Source organism: Promicromonospora umidemergens (assembly GCF_024171995.1).
Taxonomy (GTDB): Bacteria; Actinomycetota; Actinomycetes; order Actinomycetales; family Cellulomonadaceae; genus Promicromonospora; species Promicromonospora umidemergens.
In genome coordinates, this window is sequence record NZ_JAMTCT010000006.1 from 1 (window position 1) to 19,826 (window position 19,826).

A 19,826-nucleotide genomic window follows, 5' to 3' on the forward strand; every position below is an offset into this window, starting at 1 on the left:
CGGTCGGCCAGCAACGCCCACGAACCGTCGCGCTGCCAGTCCCGGAACCGCCGATAGACCGACATCCAGGACCCGTACCGGTCCTGCGGGACGTCTCGCCACGCGCACCCCGCCCGGGTCCGCCACCGGATCCCATCGATCTGCCGCCGCAGAAACCGGGCCTTGCGCCCTCGCCTCTTGACCGGCAACAGCGGCTCCAGGACCGCCCACGCCTCATCACTCAGATCATGTCGTCCCGCAATGTCCACCACGACCCCGCAGCATGCCGAACCCGCAGGTCAAACCACCAATCCGAAACACGCCCTAGCCCAGGAACACGTGGGCGCAGATCATGACCGGGGCGGCAGGGTTGCCGCCGTCCGGCACGCAGGCGACCGCACCGCGTGTCAGGTCGCCGTTCAGGATGTTGGCTCGGTGCCCCTCGGAGTCCATCCAGCCTTGCGCCGCCTCTGGCGGTGTCCACGCGCCCTTGGCAAGGTTCTCCGCGACCGCGCTGGTGGGGCAGGTCTCGAAGATCGGCCCGAGCGGTGCGTGCGCCAGCTCCTGCCCGACCAGCGCACCGGCTCGCTCGAGCGCCACGTCGTACGCGCAGGTGTCGTGGGCCAGCGCAGGCAGGCCGTTCGTCGTGCGGTGCCCGTTGACGGCATCCTCCAGGGCCGCTGCGTACTGCACGGCGTCGCTCAGGTCGGCCTCGCCCGAGCCCTCCTCGCCGCCGGTCCCGCCGTCGGAGCCCCCGCTCCCACCCTCGGACCCGCCGGGGTCTCCGGAACCCGGACCGCCGCCCGGGTCCGCGTCGTCCCCCGCCCCTGGCGTGGCCTCGCCGTCCGCGCCGCGCGACGCCGAGCTGGTGGGCGCCGGCCGCACGTCCACAGCGGCGGACTCCTGGGTGTGCTCTCCCTGGATCGATCCCACCGAGGTGGGCTGCGGGGAGGGCGCTACCTTCACGGGAGCGGCCGCGCCCACGATCCCTGGGGCCATCCCCGGCGCGGGCATCGGTTCAGCGCCCGGGTCGAGGAGTCCGGCGCACGCCGTCAGGCACACGGCCACCGCGGCGCCCATGGCCACGCGGGCGACGGCCCTGCGCAGGGCGCGCCCCGACCGGGCCGCGGACGACGTCGTGCAGCGCGCTGGGGACACAAGTCCGGACAATACCGGCGATCTCGACAGTGCGGAATGGCTCCGGGCGCATCTGCCGGGCTCGGGTCGCACGCGCCACCTTGATCGCATATTTTTACGAGGCACCAGCGCCCCTTTCCCAGCCGACCAGCTGAGGTCTCCCGATGTCCGGAACGAGCACGAGCAGCACGCCTTGGAACGACCGCCGCATCACCTTTGTCGGCGGCCTGCATCGCAGCGGAACCACGCTTGTCGCCCGCACCATCGGCGCGAGCGCCGACGCCTCCGTACTGACCCGGGTCGGCACCGTGCTGGACGAGGGCCAGCAGGTTCAGGACATCTATGCCGACAGTCTGGGCAATACGTCTGAATGGTCGTTCCACCCGCAGGCGCACCTCACCGAGGAGGACGCGCGGCGTGTGCCCGACGCCGGGGCGCGGCTCTGGCAGAGCTGGTCGCCGTACTGGGATCTCGACCGCACGGTGCTCGTCGAGAAGTCGCCGCCCAACCTGACGAAGATGCGCTACTTCCAGGAGATCTTCCCGAAGGCACGCTTCATCGTCGTGACGCGGCACCCGGTGGTGCAGGCGCTGGCGGTCCGGAAGTGGGCCACGCGTACCCGTGGACGGTTCACCTACGGCTTCCCCCGGCTCGTCGAGCACTGGGTGCACGCGCACGACGTGTTCGCGGAGGACGCGCTGCACATCGAGAACCTGCTCGTGCTGCGGTACGAGCACCTGATGCGCGATCCCGCGCAGGAGCTCGGCCGGGTCGAGAAGTTCCTGGGCATCGAGCTCGACGCCGAGGCAGTCGGCGCCGTCGACGCCGGCCGCAGCAACCGCTACGCGGAGCTGTGGCAGACGGGTGGCCGAGGTCAGCTGGCGGGCCGGTTCCGGAGCCACGTCGGCAACCTCGGTTCCCGCAGCGGTACACCGCGGGCCGACCTGCTCCGCGACGTCACCGACGCCGCTCTGCTCCCCCGCTATCGCAACGTGGTCAACGAGCACCTCGGGGACCGGATCCGCGCCCACGGGTACGACCTGAGCACGCTGGACGAGGCAGCCCCGTGGGCGCCCGTGCTCCGCGGCGTACCGGCCGTCCTGGCGACCGACACGCGATGACGGGACCGGTCAGCCAGCTCCGCCACCACCTCGGCCAGGGACCGGTCCGGCCGGGACATGGCCAGCTCGGCAGCGACCCGTAGCGCGAGCGGAAGCCGGGCACACTGCTCGGCGAGCGTCGCAGCCGCTGCCGGCTCGGTGACCACCCGGTCACCGACCAGCCGACGCAGCAGGTCGACCGCCTCGGCGATCGACAGCAGGTCGAGGCCGACCTGCCGGGCCCCATGGACCGCGACCAGCCCCGCCAGGCTGTCCCGACTGGTCACCAGCACCATCGAGGAACCGCTGCCGGGCAGCAGCGGCCGCACCTGGGCCACGCTGCCGGCGTTGTCCAGCACGATCAGCATCCGGCGTCCGGCCAGCTCGCTGCGGTACCGGGCGGCCAGCTCGTCGTCGTCCAGCGGGATGTCATGCCTCGGGACACCGAGCGCGGTCAGGAACCGGGCCAGCGCGTCGGCCGGCCGTACCGGCTGCTCGGGGTCATACCCACGCAGGTTCACGTACAGCTGCCCGTCAGGAAACCGGTCGACGACCCGGTGCGCCCAGTGCACCGCGAGCGCCGTCTTCCCGACACCCGCGGCCCCGCCGATCGCTGTGATCACCACCCTCCGCGCCGGGCCGTCCGGTACCGAGCCGGACACCAGCCGGTCCAGCCGCCGCAGGTCGCGGTCGCGTCCGGTGAATCCGGCGACGTCCATGGGCAGCTGCGCGGGACGGGGGCGCGCGGGCGCGGCGTCCGGGACCTGGCCGCCCGGATCGGGGCCCCGTGCGGCGGCCCGCAGGGCGAGCGCCGGATCATGGCGCAAGATGCACTGGTGCAGCCCGCGCAGCTCCGGACCCGGGTCGCTCCCCAGCTCGTCGACCAGACGTTCCCGGAGCCGCCGGTAGCGCTCGAGCGCGTCGGCCTGTCGGCCGCACCGGTACAGAACGAGCATCAGCTGCCCGACCAGACGTTCGTCGAGCGGGTGCCTCTCCGCGGCGGCGGTGACCTCGGGCAGGAGGCGGCCGTGCTCCCCGCGACGCAGCAGCAGGTCGTTGTGGTCGAGGGTGGCCGCCTGACGCTCGGCCTCGAGCGTGACGGCGACCGAATGCAGCCAGGGGCTGTCCAGGTCCGCGAACGGTCTGCCCTTCCAGAGCGCCATGGCGTCGTCCCACAGGGGGGCGGCGCAGCCGTCGTCAGCGGATCTGGCCTGCGCGACCAGAGCGCGGAAGTGGTGGATGTCCACCGCGGCGGCATCTACATCGAGCACGTAGCCGCCGGGCCGGCGGGCCGGCGTCGGGCCACCCGCGGCGTCGAGCACGGATCGTAGCCGCGAGATGTAGCTGTGCAGGGTCTGCCGAGCGCTACGCGGTGGCGCCGCGCCCCAGACCCGCTCGGCCAGGCTGTCGAGCGAGACCGGTACACCCGGCTCGACCAGGAGCGCTGCCAGCACCATGAGCTGACGGGCCGAGCCGAGCAGAACGGGCCCACGCTCGCTCAGAGCAGAGACGTGGCCGAGCAGCTGGAACCGCACCATCGTCCCCCTGCCTCGGCGTAGAGCACCCGGAGACAAGAGAGTAATGAGGCGGTAGGCCAGGCGGGAGATCATTGCGGCGTCGTGCACAGGGTTGCGGTCGTCATCACTCGGGTGATAGCTCCGGCACGACCGGCGGTGCCGCCGCGGGTCGTGCCGGAGCGCAAGCGCTAGGACCGAGGACGACGGACCCGGTGCGGTAGATCAGTCCAGGAAGGAGCCATCGCAGTCAGACTCCCACACCCACTCGTGGGAGCTGATGGTGTTCGATGCGGGCACCTGGCCGTTGCCCGGACCAGCCCACAAGTAGTTGTCGTACAGGCTGCTGGCGTAGTACTCGGACTTCTTGATGCACGCGAAGGCGCCGGTGTAGCTGGTCCCGTCGTACACCTTGACGGCCATCCCGGACTCCCCCTTGTGCAGGATCGAGCTTGCCTTGTTCGTGTCGCCGCCCTGGAAGGGGCCGGAGGAGTTCCCCCAGTTCCCGTCGTAGCTCGCGGTGCTGCCGAGCTTGCCGGAGCAGTTGGCGTAGTTGTAGGCATAGAAGTGGCCCCAGGTCGCGCCGTGCCACGCCGTGTCGCACGCCGCGGACGCCTGGGCACTCGTGACGGGGAACAACGCCCCCACGGCCACGAGGCCGATCGTTGCGAACAGGACTGAGATCTTGCGCATGATTGCTCCTTACCTGGTTGGTGGTGCCGGTCGAGTAGTGCCGGTTCGGTGAGCCCGGGTGTCATCCGCGCCTCGCGTGGATCTCCCTGGCGTGCTCAAGGGCCCTGTGCTGCAGCCGCTGATGCTCGGTGACGACGTCGCGGTACTGCTGGAGCCTGCCGCGGTACTCGCTCTCCAGGTCGCGTGCCGTACGGACGAGCGAGGTCTCCCGGGTGGCGCACGTGGCCTCAGCGACCGCGAGCGCTCTTTCGACCTCGCGTGCCTTCTTGCCGCTCAGCCCGTCGGTCAGGAGGGGCAGCTCGCCGCGGATCGTAGGCGGATCGGGGTAGTCGTGACCGCGCTCGCGCATGCACTCCGACCATGCCCCGAGCGCCACCCGGAAGCGCTCGTCGGCCATGAGGTCAGGCGCATAGAGGCCGACGAGGTTGGTGGCGACCTTCTCTGCCTGGAACCAGGCGGCGAAATCGCCGTAGAGCTCTCCCTTCGCCTGCGCCAGGCAGCTGTCGCGCGGGGTCTGGACGGTGCCGCCCACAGGCAGCTCCGCCGTCAGCACGCCCGCTGACGGGTCGCCGTCCAGGGTTCTGGAGTAGCGCACTCGCTCCGCGTCCGGCAGCGCCTCGACGTAGGCGTGGTTGGGATCGTTCCGCCGGATCGCCACGACCCGGTCCCGCAGCGCCGTCCCGTAGCCGTGCTCCTGCGCCCAGTCGACGTCGTCGAGCACATAGCCGGAGCCCTGCCGCTCCTCGACGTCGGCGACCGCCGCCGGCCAGTACCGGAAGCCCTCGGCCACCATGCACTCCTGGACAAGGAGCTCCCGTGCCTGATCCACCAGCATCTGCTCCGCGTCGGTCAACGCCCGTTCCGTCTCGGTGCCATCGGCCTGTGCGCGGTCCGTCCCGGAGATCCCGGAACCCGCTGCCGCGGTGCAACCCACCACGGCCACCGCGACGGCTGTCGCAACACAGGCGGAGACGAACGTTCGTTTCATGCTGATGACCTCCCCGGCGGACCCGGCGCCTGACCATCAGCGCCAGCACCCAACGTAGGGAGGGGGCCTTGCAGGAAACTTGTAGGCGACTTGCAGCCCGTCCGGGGCACGTCCATCGCACACCGCGAGCTGCCGGCCGCTCGACGATCAGCGCCGGCGTCAGCCGGGCCGCCCGCCCCCTCGTGCCACCGACGTCATGGCCATGTCGCCGGACCCTGCGACCAGCGCCGCTCTGAGGACGTCGAGGTCCTGCCTGTCGCAGCGGACGGCGGCGAGCCGCCGGGCACGGCCGGTATAGAGATGACAGGTCACGAGCATCGGTGGCCCCGCGCGCCGGCCTGGCCGCTGCCAGGCTGCCACGCCGTGCAACGAGGACGCCGCGACGGTCGTGATGCGCTCGACGGCGAACAGGGTGGTGTGCACCACGACGTCGGCGACCGGATCGACGTGCAGCTCAGCGGTGAGGAGAGCGCCGACGCCACGGAGCAGCGCGAAGGAGACGAGCGCCGCGACGGCCGACCAGACGACCGGTGTCGCCGACACCACCTGCGTCAGCCCGAGCACCAGGACCGGTACCGCGACGAGACCCAGCGTGGACACGCTGCTCCGTACCAGCGCTCCGCGGCCTTCGGCGCGGTACGTCCGCTCGGTCATGAAGCTGCTGAGATGTCTCCGGACCAGGGCGTCCACCACCACGAGCGAGACCGAGGGCACGATCAGGTTCGTCCCGAGCCCTCCACTCGCGTCCCGGGTGACGACCGAGAGCCGGGCGCGCCCCATCAGCCGCTCGAGGATGTTCCGCTGAACCATCACCCCGACGACCGCTCCCGGGTCCACCACGCGTTCGCGGGCTTCGATCAGCCCGTATCGGATGGCCAGCCGGCCGTCTCGCAGGACCGTCACCCGGAACTCGTGGAACCGCACCAGCGTGCCCACGACACCGACCACCATCGCGCCGAGCGCGGCGACGACTCCCACCCACACGATGCCGAACCGCTCGGTGGCCCCGTTGAGACCCTCGGCCAGGCCGAGGGTATCGATCGCCTCCCAGGCCGTCATCAGCACTACCGGTGCCAGAAGGAACGCCTGACCGTGCGCGAGACTCACCAGGACCAGACCGCGGCGGTCGAGTGCGTGGATCAGCGTCTCCTGGTCGAGCTCGCTCGCCTCCGCAGCGGCGCCGTCGAGCGCGGGGCCGCCCGGCTCCGCCGGCACACCTGCGTCCGACCCCGGTCCGGCGAACGTCAGCAGCCGGGACAACAGGGGGTCACCATCGGGAACGGCACCGAGCACGACCTGCGCCGACTCCTCGCCGGCCTGGATCAGCGTCACACGGTTCAGCCTGAAGAGCCGCAGGTGCCACGGCCGCCGTGTCTCGACGCTCCTCACGCGAGACCAGGCCATCGCCCGTGTACGACGGGCGACCAGCCCGCTGGTCACCGCTACACCGGAGTCATCGACGACGTAGGTGACCGACAACCAGCCGTAGACCGGCCCCACCAGGCGCAGCGCGAACGCGACGAGCACGACGACCAGACCAGCGGTCCGCATCTGACCGTCGCCGCGACCCGACCAGGCAGACACGGCGACCACGAGCAGAGCGAAGCTCGGCAGAGTGTGGACGAGCTCGGCGGCGAGGAGCGCTGCTGGAGCCCGTGCACCGGGACGGGCTCCGGCACGGGCGCCGGCACGGGACACGGGCGACATCAACCGGCCACCTCGCTGTCGGCACGCCGGTCGAGCACCGCGCGACGGATGCGTTCGGCCCGGTCCGCCGTCAGCGGGCCGACCCCGTCGACGTCGAGGAGGCACGTGAACCGGACCGTGACGAGACCCATCGACGCCAGCAGCGGTCCCTGGACGGTCTCGACGTTGAGGATCTGCGCGGTCGGAATCGTCGCGGACCTACGGAACAGGCGGCCTCGCGCCACATAGACGAACTCGGGGGTCACGGTGAACGAGTAGCTGCGGAACTGGACCCTGTTGAGCATCAGGACGTCGAGCAGGACGCTGAGGACCACCACCGGAGCAACGACCCAGGGCCCCCAGAAGAGCATCCACTCCGCACGAAAGATCAGCACCGCACCCGCACAGGCTGCCAGGAAGGACGCGCCGCCGATCACCGAGCGGATGTTCCAGTAGCGGACGGCCGCATCGGCCAGGCGCTCCGCACCCGGGTCACCGGCCGCCGGGAGCTCAGCACTCATCCGTCGCACTCTCGTTGTTCCCACACGGTGGGGACCATCTCGCACGACCAGGCCCCCGTCCAGGAAACTGCTGCGCACGACCGCGAGCGCACCAGGCGCTCGTCACGCCACCAGTGCCCCTCCGGTGGCCGTCGAGTACGCCTCGAGCACGCCGTCGTGCAGGGCTGACTCGTCCATCGCGCCGACGAGCCAGTCGCCCGCCTCGATCATGTACAGCCGCTGCTCCGGGTCCTCGACGGCGGCGTGGGCGGCGAAGGCAGCCTCGGCAGGGGACTCGACGGTGGCGAGCTGTGTGCCCTCGAACGCCGGTATCTCACGCACGATGGTCGGCAGACCGACGCGGGCGGCATCCAGCACGCTGATCGGGAACCCCTCGTACGAGGCGGAGTGCAGGTAGACGTCGGAGGCCGCCAGCCGACGCATGACGTCGTCCGCGGCGAGCCAGCCGGTGACCTCGACGCCCGTGTCCCTCAGCTTGCGCACGAGGCTCTCCTCGCCGTCGCCCAGCCAGCGGAAGTGCAGGTCCAGCTCGAACCGGCGGGCCAGCCGGGCGGTCTCCGCGAAGAACCGCGGGTCCTTCTGCGCCATGACGCGGCCGACCATCGTGACGGTCCGCGGGTTCGTCGCCACCACACCGGAGCGCGCACCGGCCTCCCGCACCGCTGCGGAGGACGGGACGTTGGGAATGCGCACGATGTTCTCCACGCCCAAGGACCGGGCAAGGCGCTCCTCGCGCGGGCTCACCACCGCGACCACCGAGCCGTTCGCCGCCAGCGCCCGTTCCAGCATCCGTGCCCCGCGACGGGCCAGGCCGGGAAGTCCGGGCCGCTCGAAGTAGTAGCAGTGCGGTTGGTAGACGACGGGCACCGGTAGCCTCCGGACCCGCGTGTACATCCCGGCCCAGCTCGAGTGCGCGTGCACGACGTCGGGCACCATCTCGTCGACGACCTGCTGGACCGTCTGCACCCGGGCGACGAAACCGTCAGGGAGGCCGGCCATGCTCCGGTAGACGCCGTGCCCCTGGGTGCTCTCGACACCGGTGGACAGCAGATGGTGCTCGGCCTCGGGAACCAGTTCGGTGATGCGGTCGATCGCGCGGCCGACGCTGCCGGAATACCGGTCAGTGATATGCAAGATTTGCAACTGCGCCCTCCGTCCCGTGCCGGAATTCGCCCTTAAATGAGTATAAATCCCAGCGGGCGCGCATCCACCGAACGTCGGTCAGATTACCAATGGAAGCGCAGGCAGGCGCGCCAAAGAAATCTCTGCACGACACAGGTTCGTGCATTTCTATCGGCCGACCGAATCGAACCATCGGGCATCATCAAGAGAACGCGTCGAGCTCCACCGAATACCTCAGGACCGTCCGGGAACGCTGGATTTCCGTCGCCGCTCTGGCACCTGCCGGGATCGTGCCGCTCACTGCCGCCGGCCGACGAGGTGGGGTACCACCTTGCGGTAGACCTCAGCGTGCCGCCGGCCGACTCGTTCCCAGTCGCGCTCGTCCAGGTGGGGCCGCGTCCCTCGCTCACGGGTCATCCGCGCGACGGCGGTCGCACGCAGCAGGTCCGCCGGCTGGAGCACGCGGTCGAACATGAACACCCAGCCCTCGCCGACCTCGTGGGCCAGGGCGTCCGCGGCGGCGCTGCGCGTGACGAGCACGGGCCGGTCGAGCGACAGCGCAAGCAGCGCGGCACCGACGTCGTACGTGTCCTGGTAGGGCAGCACCACGAGCTCCGCGCGGCGCACCGCACGCGCGAGCACGTCGTCGGGTACGGACTCCAGCCTCGCCTCGATACGGTCGTCGGCTGCGGCGACCGCCTCGATGTGGTCAGCGAGCGCCACGTCCTGGCACCTGCCGACGACGGTCAGGCGCATCACCGGGTCGTTGACCGCGCGGAACACGTCGAGCAGCCGTTCGATCCCCTTGTTCCGGCGGATCCTGCCGAACAGGAGCAACCGGCCCGGCTCGGCCCTGGTGCGGGGGTCGGGCGGAAACACCGACCGGTAGTGACCGTGCGGGATGGTGGCGGCGCGCACCCCAGGTGGGAGCGGCGTCGTCGCGTCGAGCCTGATCCACAGGGCTGTCCGGCGGTCGAGCCTGTCCAGGAAGGACTTCGCCAGGCGGTCGCCGGACTCCTGCGGCGCGACGTCGTGCACCGTGCGCACGACCGGCGTCTCGGTCAGCTCGAGCCGGAGCAGGAGCGTATAGGCGAGCGCCACCTTGATGAACCGGCCGACGGGGGTGCGCTGCCGCACGAGGAGCTCCGGCCAGTGCACGTGCAGCACGTCGTACGCGCCGAGGAGCGCGCGAGGCCACGAGAACGTGAGGACCGCTGTCTCGGGCGGCGCTGCGCCGATCATGTGGTCGACGTACTGCGTGGTGCCGTTCGGGGCGGGCAGCACGTGCAGCACGCGGATCCGCTCACGGGTGGTCGACTCGACACCCGCCGGTTCCTCAGGATCGCCGGTCCCGTCCGTGGCCGCTCGACGCACCATGCCCCTTTCACACGAGATGCACAGAAATTCAGGGAGCTGAACACCCGGCAATGGCTGTAAATCGTATTCCGGTGACCTATGCCGCGCACCCGGGACGAGCAGCAGGCCGCGACCCGGTTCGCCCAGGCCGCACAAAAGGCACAGAAGACACAAACCACCTTGACGGGCTCTTGTCCGTACAATGGCGGGGTGCCAACGATCCGCTCCCTGCTGGCGCACCCCGAGGAGCGCCGGCCCAGTCCGCCTGCCCCGCGCGCCGATCTCCGGCGGGTCTTTGGCGCGGGCATCGGGCTGTTCGCGATCGGGCTCGTCGTGGCGCTGATCCTGCACCTCACCGGCGGGGACGGTATCGAGGCGATCGCGATCTGCGGCACCGGCATCGTGCTCGGCGGGCTGGGCCTGCTCTGGGCCCGCCGCTGGCGATAGGCCGCCACGACGCGGGCCTGCGATCAGCCCCAGGCCCGCTCCGCGCTCAGCTCCTCGGCCCGCGCCGGGTCGCGCAGCGCCGCCTCCAGCAGGAGCATGTCCGCCCCCGTGAGCTCGGCCAGCGCGCGGGCGAGCGCTTCCGGTGAGGTCGCGTGCGCGACACCGGGCCCGCCCGTGTCCGTCGCGCCGTCGGACACCCACCACGCGACACGGGTGCCGTCCACCGTCAGGGCGTCGTGACGACGCCAGGTCGTCGGCGCGTCCGGCGCGAGGGCCCGGACCCGAGGGTCCAGCTCGACCGGCTCCCCCGGCTCGTCGGGGTCGAGGTCGGAATGGCCCTCGTACGGAAGGTCCAGCAGGTCGGCCAGCCGCTCGGCGACATCGGCAGGGGCCGGCACCACGGGGCCGAGCTGCGCCCACCGGGGCGTGGCGGCGACCGCGAGGTCGTCGGTGCTCTCCACGGTGAGGCCGGTCGGCCCGAGCGCAGGGAGCCGGGCCGGGGCGATCGCTCGTACGTCGTCGGCGCGCGCGAGCGCCGCCAGTCCCGTCCAGACGGCGCGCGCGACGTCGGCGGACAGCCGCCCCCGCGTCTCGGGTAGCCGCTCCAGGACTTTCGGCCACTCGTGTCCGGGCAGGTCAGCCAGGTCGTGCAGACCACCGAGCGCACTCAGGAGGTTGGCACCGAGACCAACGGTCTCGGGCGGGGCGGACGGCAGCAGCGGGGTGTCGCCGAGTGCGAACGGCCCACCGAGGCGGCCCCGCAGGAACCACGCCGTGTACGACAGGGCCTCCCGGCCCGGGCTGTCCGGCGAGCGCACGGGGGTCAGCAGGGCGCGGCGCAGCTCGGGTTCGGCGGAGATGCCGCCGAGCGCCGCCGCGAGCGGACCCTGCGCAGCGTCCGTGGCATCCCTCAGCGCGTCGAGGTCCGGCACGGCCGCGACATCACCGACCCACGCACCCGGGCCGAGCTCGTCCGCGAGATGTTCGAGGTACTCGTCCCAGTCGGAGAGCCAGCCGGCGGGGTCGTCGGGCCCGTAGTCGACGTCGTCCCCTTCGTCGGACGCCACGACGTCGACCACCCGGTAGACACCCAGGTCGGCACGGGCACCGGCAGCGACGAGGGTCGCCAGGCCCCAGCGTCCGACGACGTCGTCCCGCACCAGGGCGAGGTCCAGGTGCTGGGCAGCCCACGTCCCTGGCAGCGCCGCCTCGCGCAGCGGGACGACGTCGCCGTCCGCCGCGACGGGCAGCTCACCCAGCCAGAACGGAAGGTCGGCCCCTGGCTCGGCAGCAGCGAGCTGCACCAGCTCGAGCACCGCTGAGACCGTCTCGGCGGGCGTCGGGTCGTCGAGCGCACCCAGGTCCCCGGCCACCGGCCCCGACGTCGGGCCTGCCGAGGACAGCACCGCCGCGAGGTGCTCGGCGTCGGCGTCGTCCAGCACGTCCTCCGCCGCGGCGAGCGCCGTCGACCGGACGGCCGGGTCCGCGAGCAGCCCCCGCGGCGTGGTGGGCGCGGCGCCGGCGCGCTCCAGCAGGGGGTGTGCGGCGTCCGGGTGCACCACGCGGACGCCGAGGGCGCGGGCGATCCCGGCGAGGTGCGGCGCGTCGAGCAGCACGGTCCCGCGAGGGCCCCGGGCCACCCTGCCGTCGGCGAGCGGGAGCGGCGCCCCGGCGACGGCCTCGAGCACCGTTGGCTCAGCGGCGTGCGGCGCGAGGGCGGCGAGGGCGTTGCGCACCACGCCGGGATCGGGCGGCAGCACCTCGACGAGGTCGGCGAGATCGACGGGGTCGGCGCCCAGCGAGCGCGCCAGGGCCTGATACCGCACGGGGACGGTGACCAGCGCGGCCGGGGCGCCCGCGGCGAGGGCCTGGATGAGCGTGGGGGCCTCGCCGAGCGGCCCGGTGAGGAAGGCCGCGTCCCTCGGCGCGACGCGCTGCGTCGCACCGACGGCGTCCTCGGCCCGGGACGTCGGGTCCGGCGCGCCCGTCACGGACATGGGGTCCGGTGCGCACGGGCGGAGGAGCGGGGTATCGCGCAGGGCGTTGTCGGCCGACGCACGGACCGCGGCGTCGACGTCGCTCGCCGGGAGCCCGGTCGGCACCAGCCCGAGGACCTCGCGCTCGGCACCGAGCTCGCCGAGGAACGCGGCGTAGGCCAGCCCGGCCTCGGCGGCCACGCGGTCCGACGTCGGGCCGGGGAGCACGCCTCGCCGCCCGGGGTCGACCGGGAACGATGCGATGAGCAGGGCCGGGAAGGTGAGCCGGACGTCCGTCGGGGTCGGCGCGTGCAGCATCGAGCTCTCCGCGACGCGACCCCCGGTGGTGGGCAACGCCCAGAGCACCGACCAGTCCGGGCGACGCGCCTCGGAAGGCAGCGACTCGTCGAGATCCAGGACACCGGAGGCACGGTGCACGCGCCACCGCGACCCGACGTCGCGCAGGACGCGGCGGGGCGGCGGCGTGGCGGAGTCCGGCGAGCCAGGACCCAGCTGACCTGCGAAGTGGTCCTCGATCACCACTTCGTCGAGCGCGGGGAGGGCGAGCAGGAGGGCGTCGTCGAGCGCGGCGAGCTGGGCGCCGACGGCGGCCACGGCGTCGGCGTCGCGCAGCAGCAGCTCGACCACGGTGTCCGGTTCGTCCGGTGCGGTCCCGGGCGCGGAGAACGGGAGCCGCAGCACGGGCAGCGCAGCGCCCCGTGCCCTGACTTCGCGCCCGAGGTCGGTCGGTTGCTGGGCGTCGGCATCAAGGTCGGCAGGTTGCTGGGCGTTCGTGTCCAGCTCCGCGCGCGTCGCGGCGAGCGAGAACCGCACGCCGCCGTCCCGGGAACGGACCAGCACCTCGTCCGACACGGAGCGCACGGCGGCGAACCCGACACCGAAGCGCCCGACGACGTCGGCGGTTGCCGAGGCCGCGCCGCGCAGCTCACCGGTCTTCGCCGAGGCGCGGAGGGACGCCAGCGACGCGACGCCGTCGGCGTCGAGGGGGGCACCCGTATTGGTGGCGACGAGGCGCCAGCCCGCACCGACCGGCTCCAGACGCAGGACCAGCCGGCCCGGCACCCCGGCACGCGCGGCGGCGTCGGCCGCGTTCTGTGCCAGCTCGACCACCACCCGGTCGCGGTAGTAGCCGCGTGCGTGGTCCTCCTCGGAGTTCGCGTCCTCGCGAAAACGCGTCGGTGACGCACGCCACGCCTCGGTCACCGCGCGCCGCAGCGCACCGGTGCCGAAGGGGTCGTGGGTCACGCGGGGGGTTCGTCCTTGCCGGCCGGGGCCGCGACCGGCTCGACCAGCCGCGTGGCCTCCACCAGGTGCTCGTCGATCAGCGGGGCCGGGGCCGGCCAGTCGGTCGGGTGCTCCTCGACATCGGTCTCCGAGTGCGCGCCACAGCCGTGGTCGAGGGAGACGACCTTGCCGTCGTCGGGCGACCACTCGTTGGCGCACACCCCGAAGAGCTGCCCCATCGACCCGGACAGCGGGATGAGGAACGCGCAGGTCATGCACTCGGCGGCAGCCGCGACGGCGCCCGCCGTGGTGGGGCCACGGGAGCCGCGGTACCAGCGGTCGGCGGCCTCGGACCGGCCTTGCGGGGACAGCACGCGGGTGCGGGCGAGCGCGAGCTCGTCGATCGCCACCTCGTCGACCTCCGGGTCACCCGTCGGGGTGTACCCGGGCTCGATCCTCGGGTCGTCGGCGCGGAACGGCAGCACGTCGCCCGCGCCGACGTCGCCGGGGCGCAGTCGCTCGGACCACGGCAGCCAGGCGGGAGCGAGGATCGCGTCGTCGCCCGGCAGCAGCTCGACCTCGCTGATCGTGGCGGTGCGGCCGCGCGGCACACGCGTCACCGTGACCGTCCAGTGCCAGCCGCGGTAGCCCCGCATGGTGGCGGCGAAGCGGTGCGAGGCGACCCGCTCGTCCTCGAAGAGGGTGCCGAGGTGCTCCCCGACGTCGTCCGGCCGCTCAGAGACCTCCTGTGCGGCGGCGCGAGCGAGCTCGGCGGCACCGTTCAGGACGGCGTCTCGGCTTGAGCGTGCGGCGATCCTCCGGGTGGATGTTCGGGTGTCGGGCGCGATGGTCGTGACCATGTTCCTCGGGACCTCGTGGGGGTTCAGGCGTCGAAGTCGTCTGCGACCTTGCGCAGCATCTTGGCGAGCGTCTCCGTGTTCTTCGGATAACGCCCCTTGCGCAGGTCGTTTGCTACGTGGTCCAGCATCTGCGTGAGATCGCCGACGATCACAGCCATGTCCTCGGCGGGCTTCCGCTTCGCTTTCGCAACCGACGGGGCAGCGTCCAGCACCTTGACCGCGAGCGCCTGCGGGCCGCGGCGGCCGTCGGCCACCCCGAAGTCCACGCGGGCGCCCGGCTTGGGTACTACGCCCTCGGGCAGGGCGGAGGCGTGCAGAAAGACCTCGCCTCCGTCCTCGTTGGCGATGAAACCGAAGCCTTTGTCGGTGTCGAACCACTTGACCTTGCCGGTGGGCACTACGACCTTCTTCTGTGCTTGTCGGTACTGCTCGTGGGAACTGCTCAGGACGGCCTGGTTGCTGCGAGCTGAGCGCGCCACCTCCGGCCGGAAGTACCAGGTTACCGGGCCGAAGCCTGCCACGTCGCATGCATTGGGCACTCTTCGCCCGCACGGAGCCGTCCGCGTCGGGTCCGCCGGCTCGTCCGCGGGGTTCTCACGCCTGGATCCCGAGGTCCGCGGCGAGCCGGAGCGCCACCTGGTCCAGCCACGCCTCCGGGTCGGTGACCGAGCCCACCAGGTGCCCGAACAGCTCGAACGAGAGCACGCCGAACAGCGCGGTCCACGCCATGAGGGCGCGGCGGACGACCTCCGGCAGCTCGTCGTCCGACAGGTCGGGCTCCGCCATGAGGCCGTGCTCCGCGATGAACGCCAGCGCGGGCGCGACGGTCCCCGTGGTGGCCGCGGCAGCCGGCACCACCGGCGGGCGCGCGCCCGCCGCGTAGGCGTCCCCGACGATGCGCACGAGCACCCGCACGACCCGGGTCGCAGGGTCGACGGTGTCCCGCGGCGCGGCGTACCCGGGCACGGGGGTGCCGTAGAGCAGACCGAACTCGCCCGGGTGCGCGACGCACCACCGCCGCACGGCGCGAAAGGTGGCGAGCCAGCGAGCGGCGGTGTCCGAGCGGTCGGTCACGCCGGCGTCCGCGCTCTCCGCGGCGTGACCCAGCTCGCCGTACGCCTCGATGAGCAGCGCGGTGAGGAGTGCGTCACGGCTCGGGAAATACCGGTAGACGGCCGAGGAGACCATCTCGACGTCGCGCGCGACGGCGCGCAGCGACAGTGCGGCGGCGCCGTCGGTACCCAGCCGCGCTCGGGCCGAGTCGAGGATCTCGCGGGTGATGGTCTCTCGGGCGAGGGCGCGAGCTGTACGGGCCGGGCTCATGCTCCACAGGCTGCCATGTCGGATCACCGCACACAAACGAGAGCAGCGCTCTTGCCAAGGCGCACCCGCCCGTGCCACGCTTGCGGCACCAACGAGAGCACCGCTCTCAGAACGGAGCATCGATCATGTCCGACCGTCACCTCATCGTCGGCGCAGGCCCCGTCGGCACCCACGTCGCAGCACTGCTGGCCGAGCGCGGTTCCCGCGTCGCCGTCGCCAGCCGTTCGGGGCGCAGCACCGGGATCGACGGCGTCGAGCACCTCGCCCTCGACGCCTCGGATGCCGACGCGCTGGCCCGCGCCGCCGAGGGCACCGACTACCTCTACAACTGCGCCAACCCGGCGGACTACACCCAGTGGGAGCGCGTCTGGCCACCGCTCGCGGCGTCGCTCCTGGCTGCGGCCGAGCGGTCCGGCGCCGTCTACGCGATCACCGGGACGCTCTACCCGTACGGCCCCGTCGACGTCCCGATCTCCGAGGACCTGCCCGACGCCGCCACCGACCACAAGGGGCGCCTCCGCGCCACGATGTGGGCGGACGCCAGGGCGGCGCACGACGCCGGGCGGCTCCGCGCCGTCGAGATCCGCGGCTCCGACTACATGGGTCGCGGCGTCGGCGGCAACGGTCACATCTCGCGCCTGGTCCCCGACGCGTCGCGGGGCAGGCGCGCCATGATGATGGGCCGCACGGACCAGCCCCACACCTTCACCGACGTCGCGGACGCGGCCCGCACACTGGTCGCCGCCGCCGAGGACCCGGGAGCGCACGGCCGGGTCTGGCACGTGCCGAGCAACCGCCCGGTGACGCAGGCCCAGGCCCTCACCGACGTCCTGGCGAGCGTCGGCAGGCCGCCGGTGCGGATCTCCTCCCTGCGCGGTGCCGCCCTGAGCGCCGTCGCCCTCGCCTCCCCCTTCATGCGGGAGATGCGGGAGATCATCTACCAGTGGGAGCGCCCGTACGTCCTGGACGACTCGGCCGCGCGCGCCCGCTTCGGCATCGCGCCGACGCCGTGGGACGAGGTCTGCCGCCGCACCGCACAGGGCTGACGGCAGCCGGGGCGTGGACCGGCCGAACTTCGGGCCAGGAAACCCGCGTAGCATCGTCAGGATGGCCTCCTCGCTCCCCGCAGCGCCGGCGGCGGCCACGCGGCACTTCGCCGACGACCTCCGGCAGCGCTCGGACACCGCGCTCGCCGCGCTCCTGCGCGCCCGTCCTGATCTTGCCGCGCCCTCTCCCTCGACGCTCCGGTCGCTCGCGGCCCGTGCCTCCAGCCGCACCTCGCTCGAGCGCGCCCTCGCGCGTGTCGACGCCCTGACCCTGCAGGTCCTTGAGGCGGTGCTCGCCCTGGAGCCGGTCCTGCGTCCGGTGCCCGAGCCCCCAGGACCCCGCGAGGTACCGGAGCTGAGCGAGGAGACCGCGCGGGACAGGGACGCCGGTGCGGCACCGCTGGCCGGTCCGCTCAGCGTCGACGTGGTCACCTGGGCGCTGGGCGGTGCGGCGGAGGAGCTACCTCGTGTCGCCGCCGCGGTCGGCCTCGCCGTCGAGCAGGCCCTGCTCTGGGACGCCGGCGGCCAGTACGGCGCCACCCTCGACCTGCGCACGGTGCCCGGCCTCGACGAGCTGCTCGGCCCGAACCCCGCCGGCCTCGGACCGCACCTCGACCCCGTCCCGGACGGGCTGCCCGAGGCCGTCGGGCACGCGCTCGGGTCCGCCCCCGGCCGGGCCGAGACCGCCGTGGCGCTCGACAAGCTCCTCGCCCAGGCGCCCCCCGGTGCTCGCGCGATCCTCGACGCGCTCGCCTGGGGGCCACCCGTCGGCGTCGTGCCTGCCGCGGGGTCCCGGCCACGGGACGCAGTGAACTGGCTAGTCACCGCACATCTCCTGGTGCGGTCGGACGCGCGGCACGTGGTGCTGCCGCGTCTGGTCGGGCTGGCGCTCCGCGACGGGCACACCCACCGCGAGCCGCGGACCCTCCCGCCCGAGCCGCAGGGCCGTGCCGTGCACACCACCACCGCCGACGCCGAGGCGGCCAGCGCGGCGCTGGAGCTCGTCCGGCGCGTGCGGCTGCTGCGTCAGGCCTGGGACGACAGCCCGCCGTCGGTCCTGCGGGCGGGCGGCCTGGGCGTGCGCGACCTGCGCCGGGTCGCCACGCAGCTGGAGACGGACGAGCGGGCGACGGCGTTCGTGGTCGAGGTCGCCGCGCTCGCCGGCCTGGTGCGGGACGACGGCGACGCGCCGCCGTCGTACGTGCCGACGGTGACCGACTGGGACGACCTGGACGACGCCGCCCGCTGGGCGCGGCTCGTCGAGGCCTGGCTCGCCTCTCGCCGCGCCCCGTGGCTGGTGGGCTCGCGTGATGACAAGGGCGCGCTCCGGGCGCCGCTGTCGCCCGACCTGCAGCGGCCGTGGGTCCCCCGGCTGCGCACCGGCGTGCTGGGCGTGCTGGCGGGCGAGCCTGCCGGTGACATCGTCGTCGCCCCGACGCCCGAGGCCGTGGTCGAGGTGCTCACCTGGCGCACGCCCCGCTCGGTCCCGCCGGCCAGCGCCGTCGAGGGCTTGCTGGCCGAGGCGGAGTGGCTGGGCGTGACCGGTGCTGGTGCGCTGTCGACGCCGGGCCGCGCCCTCGTGCTCAGCCGGCGCGACGGGTCAGACGGGTCAGAAGCGCAGGTCGCTCCGGTGACCCGTGCGTCCGACCAGTCGGGGGACGGCGGACCCGCCGGCGCGCTACGGGCGGTCCTGCCGCACGAGGTGGACGAGATCCTGCTCCAGGGCGACCTGACGGGGATCGTCCCTGGTCGTCCGTCACGCGACCTCGCGCGGCTGCTGGACCGGTCGACGGACGTCGAGTCCCGGGGCGCCGCGACGACCGTGCGGTTCAGCCCGGCGTCCGTCACCCGGGCGCTCGACCAGGGCGAGACGGCCGACGGCATGCTCGACGAGCTGGCCCACCGGTCCCCCGTCCCGGTCCCGCAGCCCCTGGAGTACCTGATCCGGGACACCGCTCGTCGGCACGGCGCGGTGCGGGTGGGCGCGGCGTCGTCGTACCTGCGGGCCGCGGACGCCACGGTGCTCGCCGGCCTCGAGCACGACCCGACGCTCGTCGGGCTCAACCTGGTGCGGCTGGCACCCACCGTGCTCGCGGCCTCCGTCCCCGCCGCCGCCCTGCACGAGGCGCTGCGCAAGCGCGGCCTGGTCTCGGCCCTCGAGGGCACGGACGGGCGGGTGCTCGTCGCACGCAAGGGCGTGACGGGCCGGGCCATGCCGGCCCCACGCTCGGCGGCCGCCATCCGGATGGGTACCGGGTCCGACGTCGTCGGCCGCGCTCCCGATCCGGAGGACCTGGTCGCCGAGCTGCGTGCGGTCGAGGACGCAGCGCGGGCCGGTGCGCGGGCCCGGGCCTCCGCCGCGGAGGTGGCGCGGTCGGCGGCGACGTCCGGCGGCGGTGCCCCGCTGCGTGGCTACCGGGTGGTCGCCAGCGTGCCCCGCAGTGCGGAGCCGACGCGAGAAGGACCACGACCTGGCGCCCTCGAGCCCTTGCCTGCAGCGGACACACCCCGCCTGGACCGCGCAGTGAAGCCCATACCTGCCATCGGGGCCGAGGCGCTCGACGAGGACTCGGGAACACAGCACCCCGCCGATGGGTTGGCATTGCTACGCGACGCGCTCCGCGACGGTTCCACGGTGATCGTCGAGGTGGCCGGACACACCGGCCGGCTGGAGCGCCGCGAGCTGAAGCCCCTGAACCTTGACGGCGGACGGCTCCGTGCTCTCGACCCGGACCGAGAGGCCGAGCTGACGATCGCCGTCCACCGCATCGCGGCCGTCCTACCGACGTCGCCCGCGCCGTAAGGCGCAGCAGAGCAAGACCAGAGCAAGACT

The 19,826-nt window shown here is 73.1% G+C and carries 16 protein-coding genes and 1 pseudogene; 4 read left to right on the forward strand and 13 right to left on the reverse strand.

Translation table 11 applies throughout. The features are described 5' to 3' along the window. Positions 1–188 (reverse strand): transposase (locus APR04_RS11855; RefSeq protein WP_253870504.1); only part of this gene is annotated, 188 nt, incomplete at its 3' end. A gap of 115 nt (positions 189–303) precedes the next feature. Further along, positions 304–1,137 carry a CAP domain-containing protein gene (locus APR04_RS11860; RefSeq protein ID WP_253870506.1) on the reverse strand — a complete coding sequence of 278 codons (834 nt, stop codon included), beginning with the start codon at positions 1,135–1,137 and terminating at the stop codon, positions 304–306. Positions 1,138–1,280: 143 nt separating this feature from the next. Here APR04_RS11860 and APR04_RS30500 point away from each other — a divergent pair, with 143 nt between their 5' ends. Then, entirely contained in the window at positions 1,281–2,237 is a 957-nt protein-coding gene (locus tag APR04_RS30500; RefSeq protein WP_301312417.1) for a sulfotransferase family protein, read from the forward strand. Positions 2,238–3,052: 815 nt separating this feature from the next. Here the strand turns inward: APR04_RS30500 and APR04_RS31430 are convergent. The 7 genes and pseudogenes from APR04_RS31430 to APR04_RS11900 form a co-directional block, all read right to left on the reverse strand. Continuing rightward, positions 3,053–3,826: pseudogene (locus APR04_RS31430) on the reverse strand (AfsR/SARP family transcriptional regulator); the annotation flags it as partial. A 129-nt stretch (positions 3,827–3,955) separates the two neighbouring features. Then, complete coding sequence (locus APR04_RS11875) at positions 3,956–4,423, reverse strand: hypothetical protein (RefSeq protein ID WP_253870510.1); 468 nt, start codon at positions 4,421–4,423, stop codon at positions 3,956–3,958. A gap of 61 nt (positions 4,424–4,484) precedes the next feature. Further along, on the reverse strand, positions 4,485–5,411 hold the full coding sequence (locus tag APR04_RS11880; protein ID WP_253870512.1) for a hypothetical protein: 927 nt from the start codon (positions 5,409–5,411) through the stop codon (positions 4,485–4,487). Positions 5,412–5,570: 159 nt separating this feature from the next. After that, complete coding sequence (locus tag APR04_RS11885) at positions 5,571–7,118, reverse strand: PH domain-containing protein (protein ID WP_253870513.1); 1,548 nt, start codon at positions 7,116–7,118, stop codon at positions 5,571–5,573. Continuing rightward, positions 7,118–7,618 (reverse strand): PH domain-containing protein, encoded by a 501-nt coding sequence (locus APR04_RS11890; protein WP_253870514.1) that lies wholly within the window; start codon positions 7,616–7,618, stop codon positions 7,118–7,120. The genes APR04_RS11885 and APR04_RS11890 overlap by 1 nt, the downstream gene beginning before the upstream one ends. A 102-nt stretch (positions 7,619–7,720) precedes the next feature. Next, positions 7,721–8,761 (reverse strand): glycosyltransferase, encoded by a 1,041-nt coding sequence (locus APR04_RS11895; RefSeq protein WP_253870517.1) that lies wholly within the window; start codon positions 8,759–8,761, stop codon positions 7,721–7,723. 276 nt (positions 8,762–9,037) lie between these two features. Next, positions 9,038–10,117, reverse strand: a complete 1,080-nt coding sequence (locus tag APR04_RS11900) for a glycosyltransferase (RefSeq protein WP_253870519.1) — start codon at positions 10,115–10,117, stop codon at positions 9,038–9,040. A 189-nt stretch (positions 10,118–10,306) separates the two neighbouring features. Between APR04_RS11900 and APR04_RS11905 the strand changes: the two genes are divergently transcribed. Further along, positions 10,307–10,543: a DUF2530 domain-containing protein gene (locus tag APR04_RS11905; protein WP_253870521.1), complete on the forward strand. Its 237-nt coding sequence runs from the start codon at positions 10,307–10,309 to the stop codon at positions 10,541–10,543. 23 nt (positions 10,544–10,566) lie between these two features. On the opposite strand, the gene APR04_RS11910 is transcribed toward APR04_RS11905, so the two are convergent. The 4 genes from APR04_RS11910 to APR04_RS11925 all read right to left on the reverse strand — a co-directional run bounded on the left by APR04_RS11910 (position 10,567) and on the right by APR04_RS11925 (position 15,947). Then, entirely contained in the window at positions 10,567–13,785 is a 3,219-nt protein-coding gene (locus APR04_RS11910) for a sacsin N-terminal ATP-binding-like domain-containing protein (RefSeq protein ID WP_253870523.1), read from the reverse strand. Then, positions 13,782–14,624 (reverse strand): DUF3027 domain-containing protein, encoded by an 843-nt coding sequence (locus APR04_RS11915; RefSeq protein ID WP_253870525.1) that lies wholly within the window; start codon positions 14,622–14,624, stop codon positions 13,782–13,784. The genes APR04_RS11910 and APR04_RS11915 overlap by 4 nt, the downstream gene beginning before the upstream one ends. A 23-nt stretch (positions 14,625–14,647) precedes the next feature. Continuing rightward, positions 14,648–15,022, reverse strand: coding sequence for a cold-shock protein (locus APR04_RS30505; RefSeq protein ID WP_308292350.1), 375 nt, complete (start codon positions 15,020–15,022; stop codon positions 14,648–14,650). 196 nt (positions 15,023–15,218) lie between these two features. After that, entirely contained in the window at positions 15,219–15,947 is a 729-nt protein-coding gene (locus tag APR04_RS11925) for a TetR/AcrR family transcriptional regulator (protein WP_253870527.1), read from the reverse strand. A gap of 125 nt (positions 15,948–16,072) precedes the next feature. Here APR04_RS11925 and APR04_RS11930 point away from each other — a divergent pair, with 125 nt between their 5' ends. Continuing rightward, positions 16,073–16,993: an NAD-dependent epimerase/dehydratase family protein gene (locus APR04_RS11930; protein WP_253870529.1), complete on the forward strand. Its 921-nt coding sequence runs from the start codon at positions 16,073–16,075 to the stop codon at positions 16,991–16,993. Positions 16,994–17,054: 61 nt separating this feature from the next. Next, positions 17,055–19,796, forward strand: a complete 2,742-nt coding sequence (locus APR04_RS11935) for a helicase-associated domain-containing protein (protein ID WP_253870530.1) — start codon at positions 17,055–17,057, stop codon at positions 19,794–19,796. The last annotated feature ends 30 nt before the right edge of the window (positions 19,797–19,826 follow it).